At 43.5% G+C, this 18452-nt stretch carries 19 protein-coding genes; 15 read left to right on the top strand and 4 right to left on the bottom strand.

Features of this window, described 5'->3' with window-relative positions:
- Window positions 1–181 precede the first annotated feature (181 nt).
- From pstS to WCY03_RS06445, 14 genes are all read left to right on the top strand, one after another.
- Window positions 182–1150 carry a phosphate ABC transporter substrate-binding protein PstS gene (gene pstS, locus WCY03_RS06510; protein ID WP_345991328.1) on the top strand — a complete coding sequence of 323 codons (969 nt, stop codon included), beginning with the start codon at window positions 182–184 and terminating at the stop codon, window positions 1148–1150.
- A 172-nt stretch (window positions 1151–1322) separates the two neighbouring features.
- Window positions 1323–2285, top strand: a complete 963-nt coding sequence (pstC, locus tag WCY03_RS06505; RefSeq protein ID WP_345991326.1) for a phosphate ABC transporter permease subunit PstC — start codon at window positions 1323–1325, stop codon at window positions 2283–2285.
- Window positions 2285–3088, top strand: coding sequence for a phosphate ABC transporter permease PstA (gene pstA / locus WCY03_RS06500; RefSeq protein ID WP_345991324.1), 804 nt, complete (start codon window positions 2285–2287; stop codon window positions 3086–3088). Before pstC ends, pstA begins: the two co-directional genes overlap by 1 nt.
- Before the next feature lie 5 nt (window positions 3089–3093).
- Window positions 3094–3876 carry a phosphate ABC transporter ATP-binding protein PstB gene (gene pstB / locus WCY03_RS06495; protein ID WP_345991322.1) on the top strand — a complete coding sequence of 261 codons (783 nt, stop codon included), beginning with the start codon at window positions 3094–3096 and terminating at the stop codon, window positions 3874–3876.
- Window positions 3876–4541 (top strand): PhoU family transcriptional regulator, encoded by a 666-nt coding sequence (locus tag WCY03_RS06490; protein WP_345991320.1) that lies wholly within the window; start codon window positions 3876–3878, stop codon window positions 4539–4541. Before pstB ends, WCY03_RS06490 begins: the two co-directional genes overlap by 1 nt.
- Window positions 4542–4628: 87 nt before the next feature.
- Window positions 4629–6212, top strand: coding sequence for an inorganic phosphate transporter (locus WCY03_RS06485; RefSeq protein WP_345991318.1), 1584 nt, complete (start codon window positions 4629–4631; stop codon window positions 6210–6212).
- A 149-nt stretch (window positions 6213–6361) separates the two neighbouring features.
- Window positions 6362–6610 (top strand): RNA-binding S4 domain-containing protein, encoded by a 249-nt coding sequence (locus WCY03_RS06480; RefSeq protein WP_345991316.1) that lies wholly within the window; start codon window positions 6362–6364, stop codon window positions 6608–6610.
- A complete protein-coding gene (trpD, locus tag WCY03_RS06475; RefSeq protein ID WP_345991314.1) occupies window positions 6607–7593 on the top strand; it encodes an anthranilate phosphoribosyltransferase in 987 nt (328 codons plus the stop codon). The genes WCY03_RS06480 and trpD overlap by 4 nt, the downstream gene beginning before the upstream one ends.
- Window positions 7590–8015: a tRNA (adenosine(37)-N6)-threonylcarbamoyltransferase complex ATPase subunit type 1 TsaE gene (tsaE, locus tag WCY03_RS06470; RefSeq protein ID WP_345991312.1), complete on the top strand. Its 426-nt coding sequence runs from the start codon at window positions 7590–7592 to the stop codon at window positions 8013–8015. Before trpD ends, tsaE begins: the two co-directional genes overlap by 4 nt.
- Complete coding sequence (gene lptB / locus WCY03_RS06465; protein WP_345991310.1) at window positions 7996–8718, top strand: LPS export ABC transporter ATP-binding protein; 723 nt, start codon at window positions 7996–7998, stop codon at window positions 8716–8718. The genes tsaE and lptB overlap by 20 nt, the downstream gene beginning before the upstream one ends.
- A 22-nt stretch (window positions 8719–8740) precedes the next feature.
- Window positions 8741–10012 (top strand): RNA polymerase factor sigma-54, encoded by a 1272-nt coding sequence (locus tag WCY03_RS06460; RefSeq protein WP_345991307.1) that lies wholly within the window; start codon window positions 8741–8743, stop codon window positions 10010–10012.
- Complete coding sequence (locus WCY03_RS06455; protein WP_345991306.1) at window positions 9978–10814, top strand: TIGR02757 family protein; 837 nt, start codon at window positions 9978–9980, stop codon at window positions 10812–10814. Before WCY03_RS06460 ends, WCY03_RS06455 begins: the two co-directional genes overlap by 35 nt.
- Before the next feature lie 25 nt (window positions 10815–10839).
- Entirely contained in the window at window positions 10840–11406 is a 567-nt protein-coding gene (locus WCY03_RS06450; protein WP_345991304.1) for a YajG family lipoprotein, read from the top strand.
- Between the two features lie 6 nt (window positions 11407–11412).
- Window positions 11413–12312 carry an AEC family transporter gene (locus WCY03_RS06445; RefSeq protein WP_345991301.1) on the top strand — a complete coding sequence of 300 codons (900 nt, stop codon included), beginning with the start codon at window positions 11413–11415 and terminating at the stop codon, window positions 12310–12312.
- A gap of 13 nt (window positions 12313–12325) precedes the next feature.
- Here the strand turns inward: WCY03_RS06445 and WCY03_RS06440 are convergent, their stop codons facing one another.
- The 4 genes from WCY03_RS06440 to WCY03_RS06425 all read right to left on the bottom strand — a co-directional run bounded on the left by WCY03_RS06440 (window position 12326) and on the right by WCY03_RS06425 (window position 16772).
- A complete protein-coding gene (locus WCY03_RS06440) occupies window positions 12326–12931 on the bottom strand; it encodes a hypothetical protein (RefSeq protein WP_345991298.1) in 606 nt (201 codons plus the stop codon).
- A gap of 2 nt (window positions 12932–12933) precedes the next feature.
- Window positions 12934–14607: a cbb3-type cytochrome c oxidase subunit I gene (locus WCY03_RS06435; RefSeq protein ID WP_345991297.1), complete on the bottom strand. Its 1674-nt coding sequence runs from the start codon at window positions 14605–14607 to the stop codon at window positions 12934–12936.
- Window positions 14604–15194, bottom strand: a complete 591-nt coding sequence (locus tag WCY03_RS06430) for a hypothetical protein (RefSeq protein WP_345991294.1) — start codon at window positions 15192–15194, stop codon at window positions 14604–14606. The genes WCY03_RS06435 and WCY03_RS06430 overlap by 4 nt, the downstream gene beginning before the upstream one ends.
- A gap of 342 nt (window positions 15195–15536) precedes the next feature.
- Complete coding sequence (locus WCY03_RS06425; protein ID WP_345991292.1) at window positions 15537–16772, bottom strand: NAD(P)/FAD-dependent oxidoreductase; 1236 nt, start codon at window positions 16770–16772, stop codon at window positions 15537–15539.
- A gap of 264 nt (window positions 16773–17036) precedes the next feature.
- Here WCY03_RS06425 and WCY03_RS06420 point away from each other — a divergent pair, with 264 nt between their 5' ends.
- A complete protein-coding gene (locus WCY03_RS06420) occupies window positions 17037–18449 on the top strand; it encodes a chloride channel protein (protein ID WP_345991290.1) in 1413 nt (470 codons plus the stop codon).
- Window positions 18450–18452 lie beyond the last annotated feature (3 nt).

Below are 18452 nucleotides of genomic sequence, written 5' to 3'. Positions count from 1 at the left end.
ATATTTTCACCTACAGCAGATGCTTCATCCATAGGAACTCCTGATTTTTTACTCTAACTATATCATTTACTCTCTTTGTAATCAACTTGTAATCAAAACAGTTTAAGATACCGCTATCAAAATTAAACAAAGGTAACATCAAATGAAAAAACTTGCGTTATTAGCACCATTAGCTGCGTTAATGGTTACAACTAGTTCAGTATCTGCTGCAGATCTAAAAGGTAGCGGAGCTACTTTCCCATACAGTGTTTATCAGGCATGGATAGGTGCTTATCATAAAGCGACTGGAACCGAGATCGATTATATCGGAAAAGGTAGTTCTGCAGGTATAAAAGATGCAGAAGCCAGAACTGTTGATTTTGCAGGTTCAGATGCGCCTTTAAATCCAAACAAACTTGCAAAAGACAAACTGTACCAGTTCCCGGGTGTCGTCGGTGCAATCACTATGAGTTACAATATGCCAAACACTCCTAAATTGAGATTAAGTCGTGCGGCTATTTCAGGAATAGCTCTTGGTGAGATCAAATACTGGGATAACAAAACTATTACTGCTGCAAACCATGGCGTAAAGCTTCCACACGAAAAAATCACTTTCGTTCACCGTGCAGACGGTTCTGGAACTACGTTTAACTTTACTTACTACCTAAGCAAGATATCAAACAAGTGGAAAGAAACTTACGGTGCTAAAAAAGCTCTTAACTGGCCGGGTGACCACCATGTCGGCGGTAAAGGAAACACTGGTGTAGCTGCACTTATCAAACAAACTCCGTACTCTATAGGTTATGTTGATTATGCAGATGCTAAAAACAACAATCTTCAAATGGCTGTCGTTCAAAACAAAGTTGGTGAGTTCATAGCTCCTGAACTAAAAGCATTCCAAGCAGCGGCGGCAAAAGCAAGTCTTGATCCTAGAAAAGATTTTTATGCTGTAATCGCAGATCCTAAAGGAAAAGGCGCTTATCCGATCGTAGCTGCTACGTTCATTCTTTTACCGAAAGAAAAAGCGGATATGGATAAAAAAGTCACTGCATTTTACGACTGGTCTTTCAAAAACGGTCAATCTCTTGCGAGCGACCTAGGGTATGTTCCGCTTCCGGATGCATTAACAAACAAGATCAGAAAATACTGGGCGGAAAAAGGTATCAACTAAGACCTTTTCTTTTCAAAGAACAGCTTGAACTTCGGTTCAAGTTGTAAAAAAACTCCTCGTTTAATAAAGCTTGTATCTTAACTAGTTTATAATTTCATTTCAAATAATAGTGATAGATTTTTAAAAGTGCATACATTGCATTTTTTAGAATTTATGAAATATCGGTATATGTATGGAAAAAATCTTTAAGAACCTCTCACTCATAAGTGCTACTTTCGTATTGGTGCTGCTGGTATCTATATTTATCAGTCTGTTCAACTCCGCCAAGCCTTCTATCGACGAGTACGGGCTAGGATTCGTGACAGAATCGGCATGGGATAAAGAGGTTCCTATAGAAAACAGCGTATCAAGCTTGGCAAACGATGCAAAACCGATAAAAAAAGAGGTAAAAGCTTCTAGCGACGAAGACGATATTCTTGCGGCATACGAGGATGAGGATGAACCGCTGACCAAAACGGTCTTTGGCGGCTGGATCCCGATAGTGGGGACTCTGCTCTCTACCTTGATCGCTATGGTCTTTGCTTTGCCCATCGCTATGGGAATTGCGGTTTTTTTGGCAGAAATTGCTCCAAAAAACCTTTCATATGTAGTCGGAATCGCCATTGAACTTCTTGCTGCCATTCCTAGTATCATATTCGGGATGTGGGGACTTTTTTATTTTGCTCCCATCATACAAAAAGTAGTAGGGGGATATCAGGTTTCCCTTTTAACGGCGGGGCTCGTACTTGGCGTTATGATACTTCCGTTTATGGCAGCCATCACCAGAGACAGTATGAGAACGACGCCGGACGTACTCAAAGAATCGGCCTACGCTCTAGGTGCCACGAAATTCGAAGTTATCAAAGACGTGATCTTTCCATACTCCAAAAAAGGTATCATCGGTTCCATAATTTTGGCTTTAGGACGTGCTTTGGGCGAGACGATGGCCGTGGCGTTTTTGATCGGTTCTGTATTTATGATGCCCAAAAAACTTAGCGACCCGACAATATCGATTCCTGTCGCTATGGCAAATAACTTCGGCGAAGCAACGGGTCTTACGCTTTCATCGCTTTTTTATCTTGCATTTTTACTTTTTATCATAAGTTTTGTGGTTATATCGGTTGCAAAATTTTACTTTTTAAGAAAGGCTGATTGATGCGTTTGACAATAAATAAGATCGTTTTGTTATTATCCACGATTTCTGCATTAATCGGTCTGGCGTTTTTAGGATGGATTCTTATAACGCTGATTATGAAAGGACTTTCCTCTTTTCATCTTTCACTGTTTTTTAAAGATTTGATAGACAAAGGACTGAGAAATCTGATCATCGGACAGTTTATCATAGCGGGGCTGGCTTCACTCATAGGTATCCCTATCGGAATGCTTGCAGGTATATATATTCAAGAGTACGGACGAGGCAAATTTGTCAGACTTATACGGGATCTCAGCGATATCATGATGAGTGCTCCCTCCATCGTTATCGGTGCTTTCGTATATGCCGTAGTAGTTGCTCCAACAGGCGGAACAAGCGGCTTTGCCGGAAGTATCGCTCTTGCGATCATGATGATTCCCATAGTCATCAACACGACGGACAATATGCTTTCTCTCGTTCCCAGAGAACTGCGTGAAGCAGGGATAGCCTTGGGTGCCAGCAAATACCGCGTGATCCTGGATATCATCATAAAAGCCGCAAAAGTAGGGATCATGACAGGTCTGCTTCTTGCTTTTGCGAGAATCATCGGTGAGACCGCGCCGCTTCTTTTTACAAGCGAAACAAGTAACTATTTCAGCCTGGATCTTACGGAATCTTATCCATCGCTTACGGTAAGTATTTATAATCTAGCAAACGATCCGACGCAGGCTAGCCGTGATCTGGCTTGGGCTGCATCATTCATACTTACGATGTTAGTTTTATTTATAAACCTTATCGGAAGATATATTACAAGACACAAAGGATAATATTTATGCCAATAATGAGTATAGAAGATTTTAGTTTTACATACGCTTCGGCGCAGACAAGATCACTAAACGGTATCAATCTTCCGATAATGAAAAACTCTATAACCGCGCTGATCGGTCCAAGCGGATGCGGAAAATCCACGCTGTTAAGATCTTTAAACAGAATCCATGACCTTTATCCCGGTAACGATTACGAGGGCAGGCTTATGCTGCTAAACGAAGCAACGGGTGAGATGGAAAATATTCTTAACATTAAAAAAGAGAACGAATTCATCGCTTTGCGCCAGCGTGTCGGGATGATCTTTCAAAAACCGACGCCGTTTCCTATGAGCATATTCGACAACGTCGCCTACGGTCTGCGTATCGCGGGGATCAAAAATAAAACTGAACTTGCCGACAGAGTAGAGGCAGCTTTAAAAGGCAGTGCGCTTTTCGGCGAGGTGAGCGACCGTCTGAACAAAAGCGCAATGGGACTTTCCGGCGGTCAGCAGCAGCGTCTGTGTATAGCAAGAGCGGTCGCGCTCAAACCCGAACTTCTGCTGTTTGACGAGCCGACGTCCGCGCTTGACCCCATCTCTACAGCAGCTATCGAAGAGCTGATCGTAGAACTTAAAAAAGATGTCAGCATTGCCATAGTCACGCATAATATGCAGCAGGCAAGCCGCATAAGCGACTATACCGCATTCATGTATCTCGGCGACCTGATAGAATACGGCGAGACGGAGAAAATATTTTTAAATCCTAAAGAGAAAAAAACAGAAGATTATATTACGGGGAGATTCGGATAATGTTAAAGACTTACAGCAACCAGTTAGATGATATAAACGAAAAGATCGCTACAATTGCCGAAAACATCTTGGAAGCCAACATGGCGATTCTTACGGGATTGCAGGAGTGCGATAAAGATATCTTGAGTAAAGCCAAGGAGAGCTTAAAAAACATGAGCTCAAAAACGATTGAGCTGGACAACACCATTGTCAAGATACTGGCGTTATACTCTCCAGAAGCAAGAGATCTGCGTCTCATCGTCTCGTTTTTTAAGATCACGAATGAACTTCTGCGTGCTTCTTCAAATACGAGAAGCTTTATATCGGGACTTAGCAATTACTGCAAAGAGCTTGACGAGACTACGGTAAAAGAGTTCGCGGTGCCTATGCAAAAATCGACCGTAGAGTGTCTGACGGCGGTAGTGAACATGATAAAAACCACATGTACCGACGAAACGCAGGAGCTTTTCAATAAAGTTCTTATCTCCGAAAGCAAGACGGACGATCTGTACGAACTTCTGCAGGACAACATCTTCAAACAGGCTCCAAATATCGAGGATTTCGGTAAATTTACCAAGATACTCAGCGCTTTGAGAAAAAGTGAAAAGATAGCCGACCGCGCTTTAGATGTAGGAAGCCTGCTTCTTTTTGCAAGGATCGGCGGTGAACTGGGGTTCGTCGAGTAAAAGATAGTTATATTTCCTTCTTTAATCTGTTTTTCACGGCACTTTATATATAATCTGCGATTATTATAAAATTGGGGCAGAGAAAAAATGGATATTAAAACTATCAGAAGTATGGAAAAGGTCACTGTTCAGACACAACCGAGCGGTTATGCAAGACTCGCACTTGCATTTTTATTTATAGCGTTAGTGTTTTTTTGGACAACTTTTTCACACAGCGGGAATCATGATAATCCATTTTTAGTTATCGGTGCGGTATTTGGCGCATATATGGCTATGAACATCGGTGCTAATGACGTTGCAAACAACGTGGGACCTGCGGTAGGCTCAAAAGCGCTCACGATGATGGGCGCCATTGTCATTGCGGCTATCTTTGAAGCGAGCGGTTCTTTTATAGCGGGCGGCGACGTTGTAAAAACGATACAAAAAGGGATAATCGATCCCGATCTGATCGCTAATCCGGATATCTTTATTTGGGCGATGAGCGCAGCGCTTTTAAGCGGTGCTTTGTGGCTGAACCTTGCGACGTATCTGGGTGCACCGGTCTCTACGACCCACTCGATAGTCGGCGGTGTTATGGGTGCGGGGATAGCTGCTGCGGGATTTAAGATAGTCTCATGGGGTACGATGGGAAGTATCGTCGCCAGTTGGATAATATCTCCTATTTTGGGAGGGATCATCGCCGCTCTGTTCCTGTTTTATATAAAGAAAAATATCGTTTATAAAGAAGATATGATACAAAGCGCAAAAAAGGTGGTGCCTCTTCTTATCTCAGTCATGGCGATGGCCTTTGTCACTTACTTGATGCTAAAAGGCGTCAAACATCTTATAAAAGTGAACTTTATTACTGCACTTGGTATAGGCGTCGTATCTTCGATCATAATGTTTTTTGTTGTCAAACCGCTTATCGTCAAAGCCGCGGACAAAGTGGAAAAAAACAGAACGGGCGTAAACACGCTCTTTACAATCCCTCTCATCTTTGCGGCGGCTCTTCTTAGTTTTGCACACGGCGCGAACGACGTGGCAAACGCCATCGGACCTTTGGCGGCGATCAACGATGCCGTCATGGGAGGCGCGATCAAAAAAGCCGTGGGTATTCCGTTTTGGGTTATGAGCGTGGGTGCTATCGGTATAGTCATAGGTCTTGCGCTTTACGGGCCAAAGCTTATCAAAACCGTCGGACATGAGATAACAGAGCTTGACCAGATGAGAGCATTCAGTATCGCTATGGCGGCTGCACTGACAGTGATCGTCGCTTCTCAGCTGGGTCTTCCCGTTTCATCCACGCATATAGCCGTCGGCGGTGTTTTTGGTGTCGGGTTCTTAAGAGAATATCTCGACCGCGGCGAATCCAAATTTTTAGAGAGCGTCAGAGAAAAGTTCAAATCCGATAAAAAAGCGCTTGATGAGATGCGCGAAGAGCTGAAAAAGCTTGACAAACTCCAAAATAAAAACCAGCAGGACTATGAAAGAATCGTAGAACTCTTCAAAAGCATCGACGAAAAAGAGGAGCAGGTTAAAATGGAGAAAAAAGAGTACAAAGGTGCTAAAAAGATCAAGTACGTAAAAAGAGATGCGGTTAAAAAAATCATTGCCGCCTGGATCATCACGGTTCCTGCAGCAGCAGTACTGAGTGCCGCCGTCTTCTTTATGATAAAAGGTATAATGAGCTAGATAAAACGGCTCGTTTGCTTTTAACTTTCTGTCTTCTTGTCTATAATATTCATCTATTGAAAAATAATGCAAAAATTGTTCCATATTTTACATCTGTTTTAGGTTCTTTTGTCTAAAATAGAGAAAATCAAGTCCGGAACAATATATATATGAGAATCGATAAATTTTTAAACAGCGTAAATATAACAAAACGCCGCTCCGTCGCTCAGGATATGATAGCAAACGGCGTCGTAAGCATCAACGGCAAAGTAGTGAAACCAAGCAAAGACGTATCTGTAGGCGATGTGATCGGTATAGCTTACTTAAACGGAGAAAAAAAATACAGCGTCGTGGGCATCCCAAGCGTCAAATCGACTCCCAAATCCGAACAAGACAAATACGTGAAGGAGATAGAGTGACCTATCAGGAATCGTTGAAGAAATTCGAGCTTCTTTTTGACCATAAGATGAATGATGAACAGATGCGTGATTTTTTGATAGGTCTGCGTCTGAATGAATCCACGAACGTAGATACGATAGCTGCTGCTGCGCATGTGATGAAAGCGCACTCTTTATGTCTGCCGGTACAAGAAGAATTAAAAGAGAAGATCATAGATATAGTGGGAACGGGAGGAGATAAGATAGGAAGTTTCAATATCTCTTCGACGGTCGCTTTGCTTGTCGCTTCTGCGGGTGCTTATGTCGCAAAACACGGCAGCCGTTCGGTTACTTCAAAATCGGGAAGTGCGGATATGTTCGAAAAATTGGGAGTCAGGCTCGATCTCAGCATAGACAACAGCGCAAGACTTCTGGAAGAGACTGGATTTACGTTTATGTTTGCACAGAACTATCATCCTGCCATGAAATTTATTATGCCCATTAGAAAAAGTATCCCCGACAAAACGATCTTCAATATTTTAGGACCTCTTACAAACCCTGCAGGCGTAAAAAAGACGCTGCTGGGCGTTTTTGACAAATCGTTTGTGAAAAAACTTGCCGACGCTTTAAAAATGAACGGATCGAGTGATGCGATGGTCGTATCTTCAAAAGAGAGAATGGATGAAATAAGCATCTCCGATATTACGTATGCGGCAAGATTGAAAAACGGCAGTATAGAAGAGTTTGTCATCGATCCTTTGACATACGGCATCAAAAGAGTGCCTTTAAGTGCGATTATGGGCGGTGACGGAGAGGAAAATGCAAAGATACTTACAAATATATTTGACAACCGTGCGACCGATGCACAAAGAGATATAGTGCTCATAAACGCAGCAGCCGCATTTGTCGTGGAGGGTATGGCAAGAGATCTTCAAGACGGTATCGATATAGCAAAAGAGGCTTTGCTCTCAGACCGTGCCAAAGTAAAATTACAACAGATTATAGAGGTATCGTCAAAGCTGTGAAAGAGTTTATATTAGAAAAAGAGAACCTATCAGAACTTACCAAAGAGGTGATGTCGCTTCTTCCCGGAGGAGGCGTCATTATTTTGCGCGGTGCGCTGGCAGCAGGAAAGACGACTTTTGTTTCTGCATTTGCTAAAGAGTTCGGCATAGAAGAGGCGGTCACCTCTCCTACGTTTTCTCTTCAGCAGTGTTACGGAGAGAATATTTTCCATTACGATATCTATAACCACGGTATAGAGCACTTCATGGCTTTGGGAATGCTTGAAGAACTGGAGCGAGAGGGGTATCATTTTGTAGAGTGGGGCGACAATACGCTCATAGAGATACTTCGTAGCGCCGAGATACCGTTTGTGGTGATAAGTATAGAAAAACTTGACGATAAAAGATTATATAGGGTAGACGATGCACACGTTAAGAGCTGAAAAACTGATAAAAAAGATAAAATCGCTGGAGATCGTAAAAGGTATCTCTTTAGAGGTAAAAAGCGGCGAAGTCGTCGGACTTTTAGGGCCTAACGGTGCAGGGAAGACCACGACGTTTTATATGATATGCGGACTTATTGAAAGTACCAGCGGCGATGTGTTCTTTGATGGAGAGAACCTTTCAAAACTTCCTCTTCATAAGCGGGCGGTAAAAGGGATAGGGTATCTTCCGCAGGAAGCTTCTATCTTTAAAGACTTAAGTGTCGAGGATAACCTTCTTGTTGCCGCACAGGCTTCCAACATGAGCAAAGAGGAGCAGGAAAGCCGTTTACTGGAACTTTTGGATATGTTCAATATCGAGCCTATCCGATACAGAAAAGGGATTAGCCTGAGCGGCGGAGAACGGCGCCGGGTGGAGATAGCCAGAGCCTTGGTGAACAAACCGAAATTTCTGCTTCTGGATGAACCTTTTGCGGGGGTCGATCCCATTGCGGTACTTGATATTCAAAACGTCATAAAACAGCTTGTCGAATACGGCATAGGCGTACTGATAACCGATCATAACGTCCGTGAGACGCTCGCGGTCTGCGACAGAGCGTATGTCATCAAATCAGGTACCCTGCTGGCAAGCGGTACCAGCGATGAGATAGGCAGGAATGCCGATGTAAGGACGCATTACCTAGGGGAGGATTTCAAGTTTTAGAACTTGAAATGAATGGCGGTATATGGCAACTTTAAGAGTCAGTCAAAGTGTCGAGACCAAGAATAAGCTCTCAAACACTCTGCGTAACTGGCTGCCGATACTGCACTCGAGTCTGAGCGAACTCGGTGAAGCCATGTCTCCCTTTGTCGAATCAAATCCCGTTGTCGAAGTAAGTTCGGGATTTGAGGAGAGTTTTGAAAGCAAGATACCAAAAAGAATAATATCGGGAAGCGTCACAAACTCAAGAACAGAGCAGATTGAGGCTCTGACGGTACAAACGAAATCTCTTTACGACGTGCTTGACGAACAGCTTGAAGCTCCGCTTTTTCCGACACCGATCTCTCAACGTATTGCGCAGTTCGTAGCTTCAAATCTCGATGAAAACGGATACTATGAGGGAGAAAGCGAAGAGTTCTGCAAAGAAAACGATATTTCGATAGATGAATTTGAACGCGTCAGAAGAAGATTTATCCATGTAGAACCGCTCGGTATAGGTGCAAAAAACCTTTCGGAGTCGTTTTTGTTTCAGCTGGAGAACTCCGAGATCAGCGACGAAGGGTATGAACTTGCCGTCAAGCTGATAGAGGATCTTCAAGAGATGCATACATATAGCGAAAATGAGCATTTCGAAGAGGCGATGAAGGTGATTGGAAGCTTTAAGAACCCTCCAGCCATCGAGTATCTTGAAGATTCGGCGCAAGTCATTCCCGATCTGATGATATTTTTTGATGAAGAGAGCGGTATCGAAGTAAAGCTCAACGATGCGTATTATCCGACCATTAACATCAATACCGAGTACGCCGTCGAACATGAGTTCATTTCCCAAAAGATAAAAGAGGCCAAAAGCCTCGTGGACGCCCTTGACATGAGAAAAGCTACGCTTTATAAAGTAGGGCTGATGATAGTGGAGTATCAGTACGAATTCTTTACGGGCGGAAACATCATGCCACTTACCCTAAAGACCCTGGCCGATGAGTTCGGGCACAATCCCTCGACCATTTCGCGTGCCATAGCTAACAAATACATAGCCTGCGACCGGGGGATCTTTGCTATGAAAGAGTTCTTTACCACTGCGATCGACGAGGATGTTTCAAACTCCGCTATCAAAGACTTTCTGCTTCAGATAGTCAAAGACGAGCCGCCGCAGAAACCTCTGAGCGATATGAAACTTCTTGAGATGATCCAAGAGAAATTCAAAGTCACGATGGTTCGCCGTACCATCGCAAAGTATAGAAAACAGCTTAATATCGCGGGTTCAAGTGAAAGAAAAAAACTTTACCATCTCAATGTCTGATGTAAAGCGGCTGCTAGATGCCGAAGTCTTAAAAAGAGATTCTCAAACAGAGATCTGTGCTGAGAGACTGGACCCGGTCATGGTCGCACGCCGCCATAATGACGAGATCGTCTCTCTCATCTGTGCGCTGTTTGCGTACGGAGGAGTAAAACAGATAGTCTCGTTCTTGGATTCGCTTGATTTTTCGCTGCTGGATGCGGATGTAGACGAGATAAAAGAGGCTCTAAAAAGCCATTATTATAGATTTCAAAAAAGCGAAGATGTCGCTGCACTTTTTATCGCCCTCAAACGACTAAAAGAGCAGAGCACTCTTGAAGATGTATTCGTGCGTGGATACGGCAGACAAAACAGTGTTATAGAGGGGATAGATGAAATTGTCAAAAAGATAAATTCGTTTTATCCTCATAGTTCCAAAGGATACGAATTTTTACTTTCCAGAGTAACGGCAAAAACAAAAGGCGCGGGAGCGTTAAAACGCTGGATGCTGTATCTCAGATGGATGGTGAGAGATGACAACATCGATATAGGACTTTGGAACAGGGTAGATAAAAAAGATCTGATAATCCCGCTTGACACGCATACTTTCAACGTATCGCGCAGGCTGGGACTCCTCAAGCGCAAAACATACGATCTGCAAGCGGCAATAGAGCTGACATGCAGGCTGCGGGAATTCGATGAAAGCGATCCTCTCAAGTATGATTTTGCCTTTTACCGCATAGGACAGGAAAAACTCTTAGAGGATGTTGGCATGGCTAAACTACAACCGTACTTAAGCGGAGAGTTAAACATCCATGATGTATAATCCAAAAATAAAGAGGAGGTCTATTATGAAATATCTAGTGTACGTCATTGCCATTGCACTGTTCTTGGGCGGTTGTTCATACAAAAACGGAGCCGTTTCTCTCAAATCATATGAATCCGATTATACGGGAACGGTTCAAAAAAACAAAAGAGGAATCTATATAGAAGCGCTAAAGGATATAAGAGCGGATAAACGTGATATCGGTTATGCCGAAGTAAAAGGTAAAAAAGACGTGACGTTTCGCAGCGACGTGGATTTTGTGCAAAAATACAGATACGGATTGGGGCGTGCGCTTGCAATGGCAGGATTTAACACGGATGTCTCTGGTAAAGATGCATCTTTAACAATAGAAGTCTATATAAAAAACATCAAGATAGTCTATGAAGACAAAACTTTTGATGAAAATCTCAAAGGCGAGATAGATTTGCAGGTCATCGTAAAAAAAGATGCAAAAACAACGACTTTGGACTTTAAAGAGAGAAAGGGAAAATGGATCGCACCGTCGTATGATTCAAGAGATATCGAGCCGTTTTTATACACTATGTTCGCACAGAGCATAAACGATATCGTCTCAAGACTGGCTGATTATTAGGAAATAATGGAAAATTTTATTCTTATCATACTCTGCATAGTTTTGGGCTATGCTATTCAAAAATCCAAGGTGTTTTCTGATAATGCCGCCATCACTTTAAACCAGTTTGTCATCTATATTTCGCTTCCGGCGATGGTGCTTTTGCAGGTTCCAAAACTCACTTTTTCGGTCGAGCTTGTTATCCCCGTAGTCATCGCATGGGCGGTTATGGGAACAACGGCTCTGCTGACTTTGTATGTAAGCAGATGGCTCGCTTTTAGCAAAGAGGTCACGGGTGCTTTGATGCTTGTCACAGTCCTTACGAACTCTTCATTTTTAGGTATTCCGCTCATAAGTGCATATATGGGGCAGGAGGCTCTGCCTTATGTCATGGTCTACGATCAGCTCGGGAGTTTTATCGCTCTTTCTGTCTACGGGACGTTCATAGCCTCATACTATTCGCATAAAAGCGAAGTAAGTTTCAAGATCATTGCCGCAAAGGTTTTTACTTTTCCGCCTTTTCTTGTTTTAATCATTGCGTTTTTACTGATGGGAACGAAATTTGACGCAAACATAACAAAGGTACTTTCCTCTTTGGCTAACACCATTGTCCCTGTTGCGCTTGTGGCCGTAGGACTGCAATTGAAACTACGCCTGACGCGCGATGAGTTAATACCTTTTAGCATATCGTTGATGATAAAATTGATCTTGGCTCCGCTTATCGCCATTTTAGTGGCAAAATCTTTTGGCTGGGACAATCAAGCCTCGCAGGTCGCTATCATGGAAGCGGGAATGGCACCGATGATAACGGCGGGAGCGATAGCATCCATGACCGGACTCGCACCGAAACTAAGCTCGGCAATAGTCGGGTACGGAATATTGTTCTCCTTCGTGACGGTGCATATCCTTTACGGGATCATCGGCTGAAGATAAACAATCCTCAGACGTGCTCTTGGCATTCACGGATGGTCATATCGGAGATATCGATGCATCCTTTTGTTTGAAGAACGTTTAGCATCTTTAGCGTCTCATCGTAGACCTTTTGGAAAATATTATTGTTCTTGAAGTACTTTCGTTTCTCTTTTTGGGCATAACGCCATGCGATGAAGATCGAAAGGGCAAATACCCCGTAGATCTCCAACTGCCACTCTTTAAGATTGAGCAGCACGATGAAATACTGAACCGAAAAGAGTACAAAGAACTCCACCGAGAAGATGATGATCAATGTCGAACTCTGCTCGAAATCCAGTGTGTATTTTTCCAGTTTTCGCAGCGTGTTCAGATTTTTGTTGATCGCTTGAGCCTCTTTGAGGAACGATTCGTCCATCTCACCCGGTAAAATATCTCGCAGATGGATATTTGAGAGATTGTATTCGACATTGATCTGCTTATATTCCTCCAGGATCGCAGGATTTTCTTCTATGATACGCAACACCTCCGATTCGCTGAGATCCTGTTTGCCAGCGATCTTTTGTACATCCTGAAAAATAAGATCATACAGACCGACGGTCTGTATCTCCGCAGCGGCTCGGCTCATACAGATCATCTCTATGCCTTTAGAGTCTCTGGCACCGCTTCGGGTTCAACACCGAAACTCGCAGTTTTATCTGCTGATGGCAAGAAGATCCCGATGAGACCTTTGAGTCCGACGGACATGATGATGTTAAAGAGAAAGAGCACCCATGCCAATAGCAGCATCGCTCCGCATATTCCGGCTAAGATCATGTAGGTGTTGTACTCTCCGTGAAAATACATATGGCGTCTGAGCATACCGTCAAGTCCCGCCATTCCCATGAATGCGCCCATACCGATACCGCCGATGAGATGCAGCCAGAAATGTGCGTTTGCCAGCTTCATACTCCACAGTTTTGCATTGTTCGTCACAAGCGGCCAAAGCACGTAGACCGCACTGTAAAGCGTCATATAAAGCCCCACGATGACTGCGACATGCACATGTGCGCCGATGATCCACTGCGTATTGTGAAGGACTCTGTTCATCGCCATGTCCGCTTGAATGATCCCTGCGGGAACGGCCAGACCGAATCCTACCAGACCGCCCAGCAGATATTTGAGCTCCATCGTCATTTTCAGCGGTCTTGCTTTCCACAGCGTAACAAGCGTAATAAAGAGTGCAAGTCCCTGCGTGAGCAGTTCAAACGCCGTGACCATCTCTCCCGAGACAAGTTTCATTATCTCCGGCTGCGCCTGATCTGCGAGCAGGTGATGAGACCAGACCATCCATGAGACGAGCAGTTCGAGCATAAGCGCGGCACGGGCGACGTTTTCCATAAAGAGTTTTTTCCCCGTGATAAGCGTAGCCAGCAGATACCAAGAGCCCGCTACATAGATGAGTACCAATCCGTCTGCTACGAGATCCAGACCCCACCAAAACCAGTTTTTGTAAAGAAGGGCATCCACCGATGCGACGTTGAGGCTGATCCCGTCCGCGTTTGCGATGAGATACACCAGTACGAGGATACCGGCACTCAGGATCACAAGCGCGTCAAGAAAAGTATCGACGGTTCCTCGAAAGATAGCAACGACGGGAAGCGAGAGCGCAGGCTCTTTGGTATAAGGCGGTTTACCCGTCAGTTTATGTACAAGGTTAAGCATACCGTCGATACCGAATCCGGAGATCAGAAGTTCTTTGGTCGTTTTGTTCTTGTGGATACCGACACGTGCGAAAATCGTTGCATAGATATTGTAAATAAATCCGAGTGTCCCTACCATGATGATAGCTACACCCGCGATAAAAGTGATGCCGCCTATGATCTTGAATTGTGTCGTGTCTGCGGGAAGCGGCCAATAAAGCGTATATAACGGCGCATAATGCCAGATGAACGCGGCGATCCATGCAAGTGCCGTACCCAGTGTGATAAGAACCCAGACCGCGTTTGCAAGCTTAACGCTGTAAAGCGGTTTTTTTGTCAGATAGGGTACCAGAAACATAAAAGCCGCAAAGACCAGCTGATAAGTAGAACCGAAGATGCCGACGATCGGATGAGCCGTCATGATGGCAAAATAGTGGTCGACAGAACCGTATACGGGAGGAATGTCGGGGATGACCGCGGCGGTGCGCATGATCATTCCCTCCAGTGCCGCAAGACCGTAAAATAAAAACGCTACCACTACCGCGCGAAGCGTCACTTTTTGCAGAGCATTAAGACTGTTTACGTCAAACCTGTTGTCCGCGCCGTTGATTAGATCATTCATGAAACTCATACTTTACCTCCGTCGACCATTGCGATTTTTTGCGTACACTGTACTTTTAAGACATCGGGAACGAACATGCCGTTACCCTTTGGACCAGAATACTCCGTAGACATAAGATCAAAAACACCCGATTCGTTGAACGTCCAGAGGATATCGTTTTTCGTTCCGGGATTGACCTGCATCTGTGTAACCATGGAGTGATCTTTTCTAAAAAGACCAAAACCGTAGACAAGATCTTTGCTTTTTACGTCAAAAAGTACTTTTTCGCCGCAGTTGACGACCATCTTCTCTTTTGGAAGGATGAAATGGTGATCTTTAACGGTGATGTGATAGCTCTTATCGGGCACGGTCTCGTTACGCGTGATATCTTCAGATACCCATGGTACGACATTGTAGGTGAAGATATGATGGCCCACACCTGCTGCGACTAAAAACGCTATATACGTATAAAACGATACGCGTATTAATGAATTGGCTTTATGCTTTCGCGTAAGGTTGTAGCCAAACCACGCTATGACCGAAATGATCAAGAGCGAATAGGCGGTATAAGCCACCTTGTGAAAAGCCAGTAACTCCATTGAATTGGCAAATGACATGTTTTTTCCTTTTAAAAAGTTTACGGACTAATTGTAATATTTGTTAAAGTGAAGCTGTATTGATATATATCAATGAATTGTATTTATTTTGACATAAAATTGATTAAAAAAAATACAATCAAATGATGCAAATTGGTTCTTTTGTAGAATAAATAGGCACTAAACAAAAGAATAATATCTTTTTGTCTTAATTTTTATTATATTTTTAGATTTAAAAAACAGCCTTTGCAAAGTATAAAAAATATACAGTTTTTAGCGTGAGGATTACGATTGTAGGTTTACTAAGAGTAAAATGGTTTTATAACTTTAAAACCGGACGGAGCGGGTATTAAAAAGTATTTATTAGGATAAAAGAGAACCCGCCAGATATCCGCTTGAAAAAGACCACTGCAGATTATATCCTCCGCATGGACCGTCTATGTCTATCACCTCTCCGCAGAAATACAGGCCTTTTACGAGTCTGCTTTGCATAGTGCGGGGATCTATCTCTTTGAGAGAGATTCCGCCTCTTGTGATCATTGCCGTTTTAAATCCCTCATGCCCGTTTACGGTCAGCGGTGTAGCAGCGAGTATCTTTATGAGTCGTGCGCGGTTTTTTCCTTCTGTTTTGTTAAATCTCATAGAAGGGTCTACATCTGCCAAGCGGCAGAGTTCATGGATGACCGAACTCGGCAGGATCGACAGAAGGTTTTGTTCTATGGTTGAATCAGGATCTTTTACGCTCTCATTTTTAAAATGACGGAGGATCTCATCCTCATTCATCCCTTTTGTAAAATTTGCGACGATAGGAACTTCGCCGAGTTTGCTCAAGATAGGCGTGATCTCGCGTGCAAAGTCAAGAACTACGGGTCCACGTATGCCGTTTTTTGTGAAGATAAGATCGCCTAGGGCTTTGAGGTTCTTATATTTTTTGAGATCGACGCGGAGTTCGACTTTTGCCAGAGTATCGGCTCTGCAGTTATTCGTCCATTTCTCTTTAGTGGTAAGTGGCATCATCGCGGGATAGAGCTCGGTCGTTTTATGTCCGAGCGACGAAGCAAGAGCGTAGCCGTCGCCCTCGGCTCCAAGTACGGGATATCCGAGTCCTCCCGTCGCGATTATGACGTTTGGCGAAAAGTATATATCGCTCCGGCTCTTTACACCTTTTATTTGTAAGTCTTCGCTGAGTATCTCGATAACTTTTTGCGAAGTTCTTACTTCTACATGCAGATGTTCTAGTTCATTTTGCAAAGCAAAAAGCACGGTCTGGGAATCATGTCCGACGGGAAAGACCCGAAATCCGTCAGGTGCATGGGTTTTGACACCGATATCGTTAAAAAACTCTATGAGCTCTTTGTGGCCGAAAAGATTGAGTGCATCTTGCATAAAACGTCCGTTGCGTCCGAACTTCGCCATAAAATCTTCGTTGCCGAGAGTATTGGTGAGATTGCATCTTCCTCCGCCGGTAGCTTTGAGCTTGCTTCCGAGTTTTGAGAGCTTTTCTAAGAGAAGAACCCTTTTTTTCTCTCTTGCAGCTTTTATGGCGGCTATCATTCCGGCAGCTCCCGAACCGATCACGATCACATCATATCTCTTCATTTACAACCTTTGCAAAATTGTATCCAATTTTATATTTCACGGCTCGAAAAAAATTTTGAAATTCTTTATTTTTTTAATATACAATTCAAAGCAGTTTGTATATAATCTGTACATCCTTACAAAAAATTGTCGATATTGTCTTTAGAAGTGCGAAGGAAGATATCAAAAGTATTTGTGCGGATTTCCTATTCAATTTTAGTTCATGGACTTGATGAAATCCATGTGCGAAAGTTGAATAAAAATATTTTATATTAAAGAATTATTTTGAAAAAGCATATTACAGAACAGACCGTCATCTTTTTTAGCGTTTTCAAATGGTTGATACTCTCTTCTGTAACAGGTGTTATGATCGGCTATTTGATGTCAATTTTCTTAAAAACCCTGCTGATAGCCGAACATACGCAGGGTACACTCCCTTTTCCCTACTATTTTACTCTTCCCGTAGGTCTTATGCTTACTATTTGGATCATCAGGACGTTTGATAAGAACGCTACGGGGCATGGAACCGAAAAGGTTATAGAGGCCGTGCATAAAGAGGACGGTTATATCAATGCCAAGGTTATTCCCGTCAAGCTGGTCGCCACGGTGCTCACCATCTTTTCAGGCGGTTCAGTCGGTAAAGAGGGGCCGGGTGCTCAAATTGGGGGCGGCGCTGCATCTTTTGTTGCGACCCTGCTTAAATTTTCTAAAAAAGACAGAAAAAAGATCGTTATCTGCGGGATCAGTGCCGGATTCGCCTCTGTTTTCGGTACGCCTATCGCTGGGGCTATCTTCGGTATAGAGGTGCTCATTGTCGGTGTAATCATGTATGATGTTCTTCTGCCCTCTTTTATCGCCGGATTCGCAGCGTTTACGACCGCACAGTTCTTCGGAGTCAAATATCCTTATTATGATATAAACTTCTACCGCTCTATCAATCTGGATCTGACTCTCATCGGTCAGGTTGTGATCGCGGGTATATTTTTCGGGATCGTCTCGGATACTTTTATTACCACGGTAAACAAAACGGAAGCTTTTATAGAAAAAATACCTTATAACCGTTATTTAAAAGCATTAGTGGCAGGTCTTGCCATGGTATTGATATCTTTTTTGATATCCGACAGATATCTCGGACTGGGCTTAAATATAATAAACAATGCTCTTGACCCTCATCTAATGGTATCAGGCGGTATCCACTGGTACGACTTTATCTTAAAGACATTCTTCACTGCCGTGACGCTCGGCGTCGGAGGAAGCGGAGGAATCATTACGCCTATCTTTTACGTAGGTGCTACAAGCGGTGTCGCATTCGGACATGTCATGGGGGACAACGTTGCTCTTTTTGCGGCGCTTGGGTTTGTCAGTGTACTTGCAGGAACGACGAACACACCTATAGCTTCCATCATCATGGCGGTCGAGCTTTTTGGTACGAACATGGCAAACTACGCGGCGCTCAGCGTGGTCATAGCCTTTTTGATCACGGGACACAGAAGTGTGTTCCAGTCTCAAAAACTTGCATTTAAAAAGGCCGATAACATAAACATAGAAGAGGGCGAGGATATAGAACACACCTCCATCAGTATCAATATGAAAGATATTGACAAGATAAAACATATCCGAAGCAGACTGCGCTACAAGCCTTTTGAGTGGAAAGTAAAATCAGATCCCAAAGATGAAGATAAAAACGAAGAATCGTGATAT

It is taken from the genome of Sulfurimonas sp. HSL-1716 (assembly GCF_039645975.1).
Taxonomy (GTDB): Bacteria; Campylobacterota; Campylobacteria; order Campylobacterales; family Sulfurimonadaceae; genus Hydrocurvibacter; species Hydrocurvibacter sulfurireducens.
This window is presented reverse-complemented; position numbering and strand designations above follow the sequence as displayed.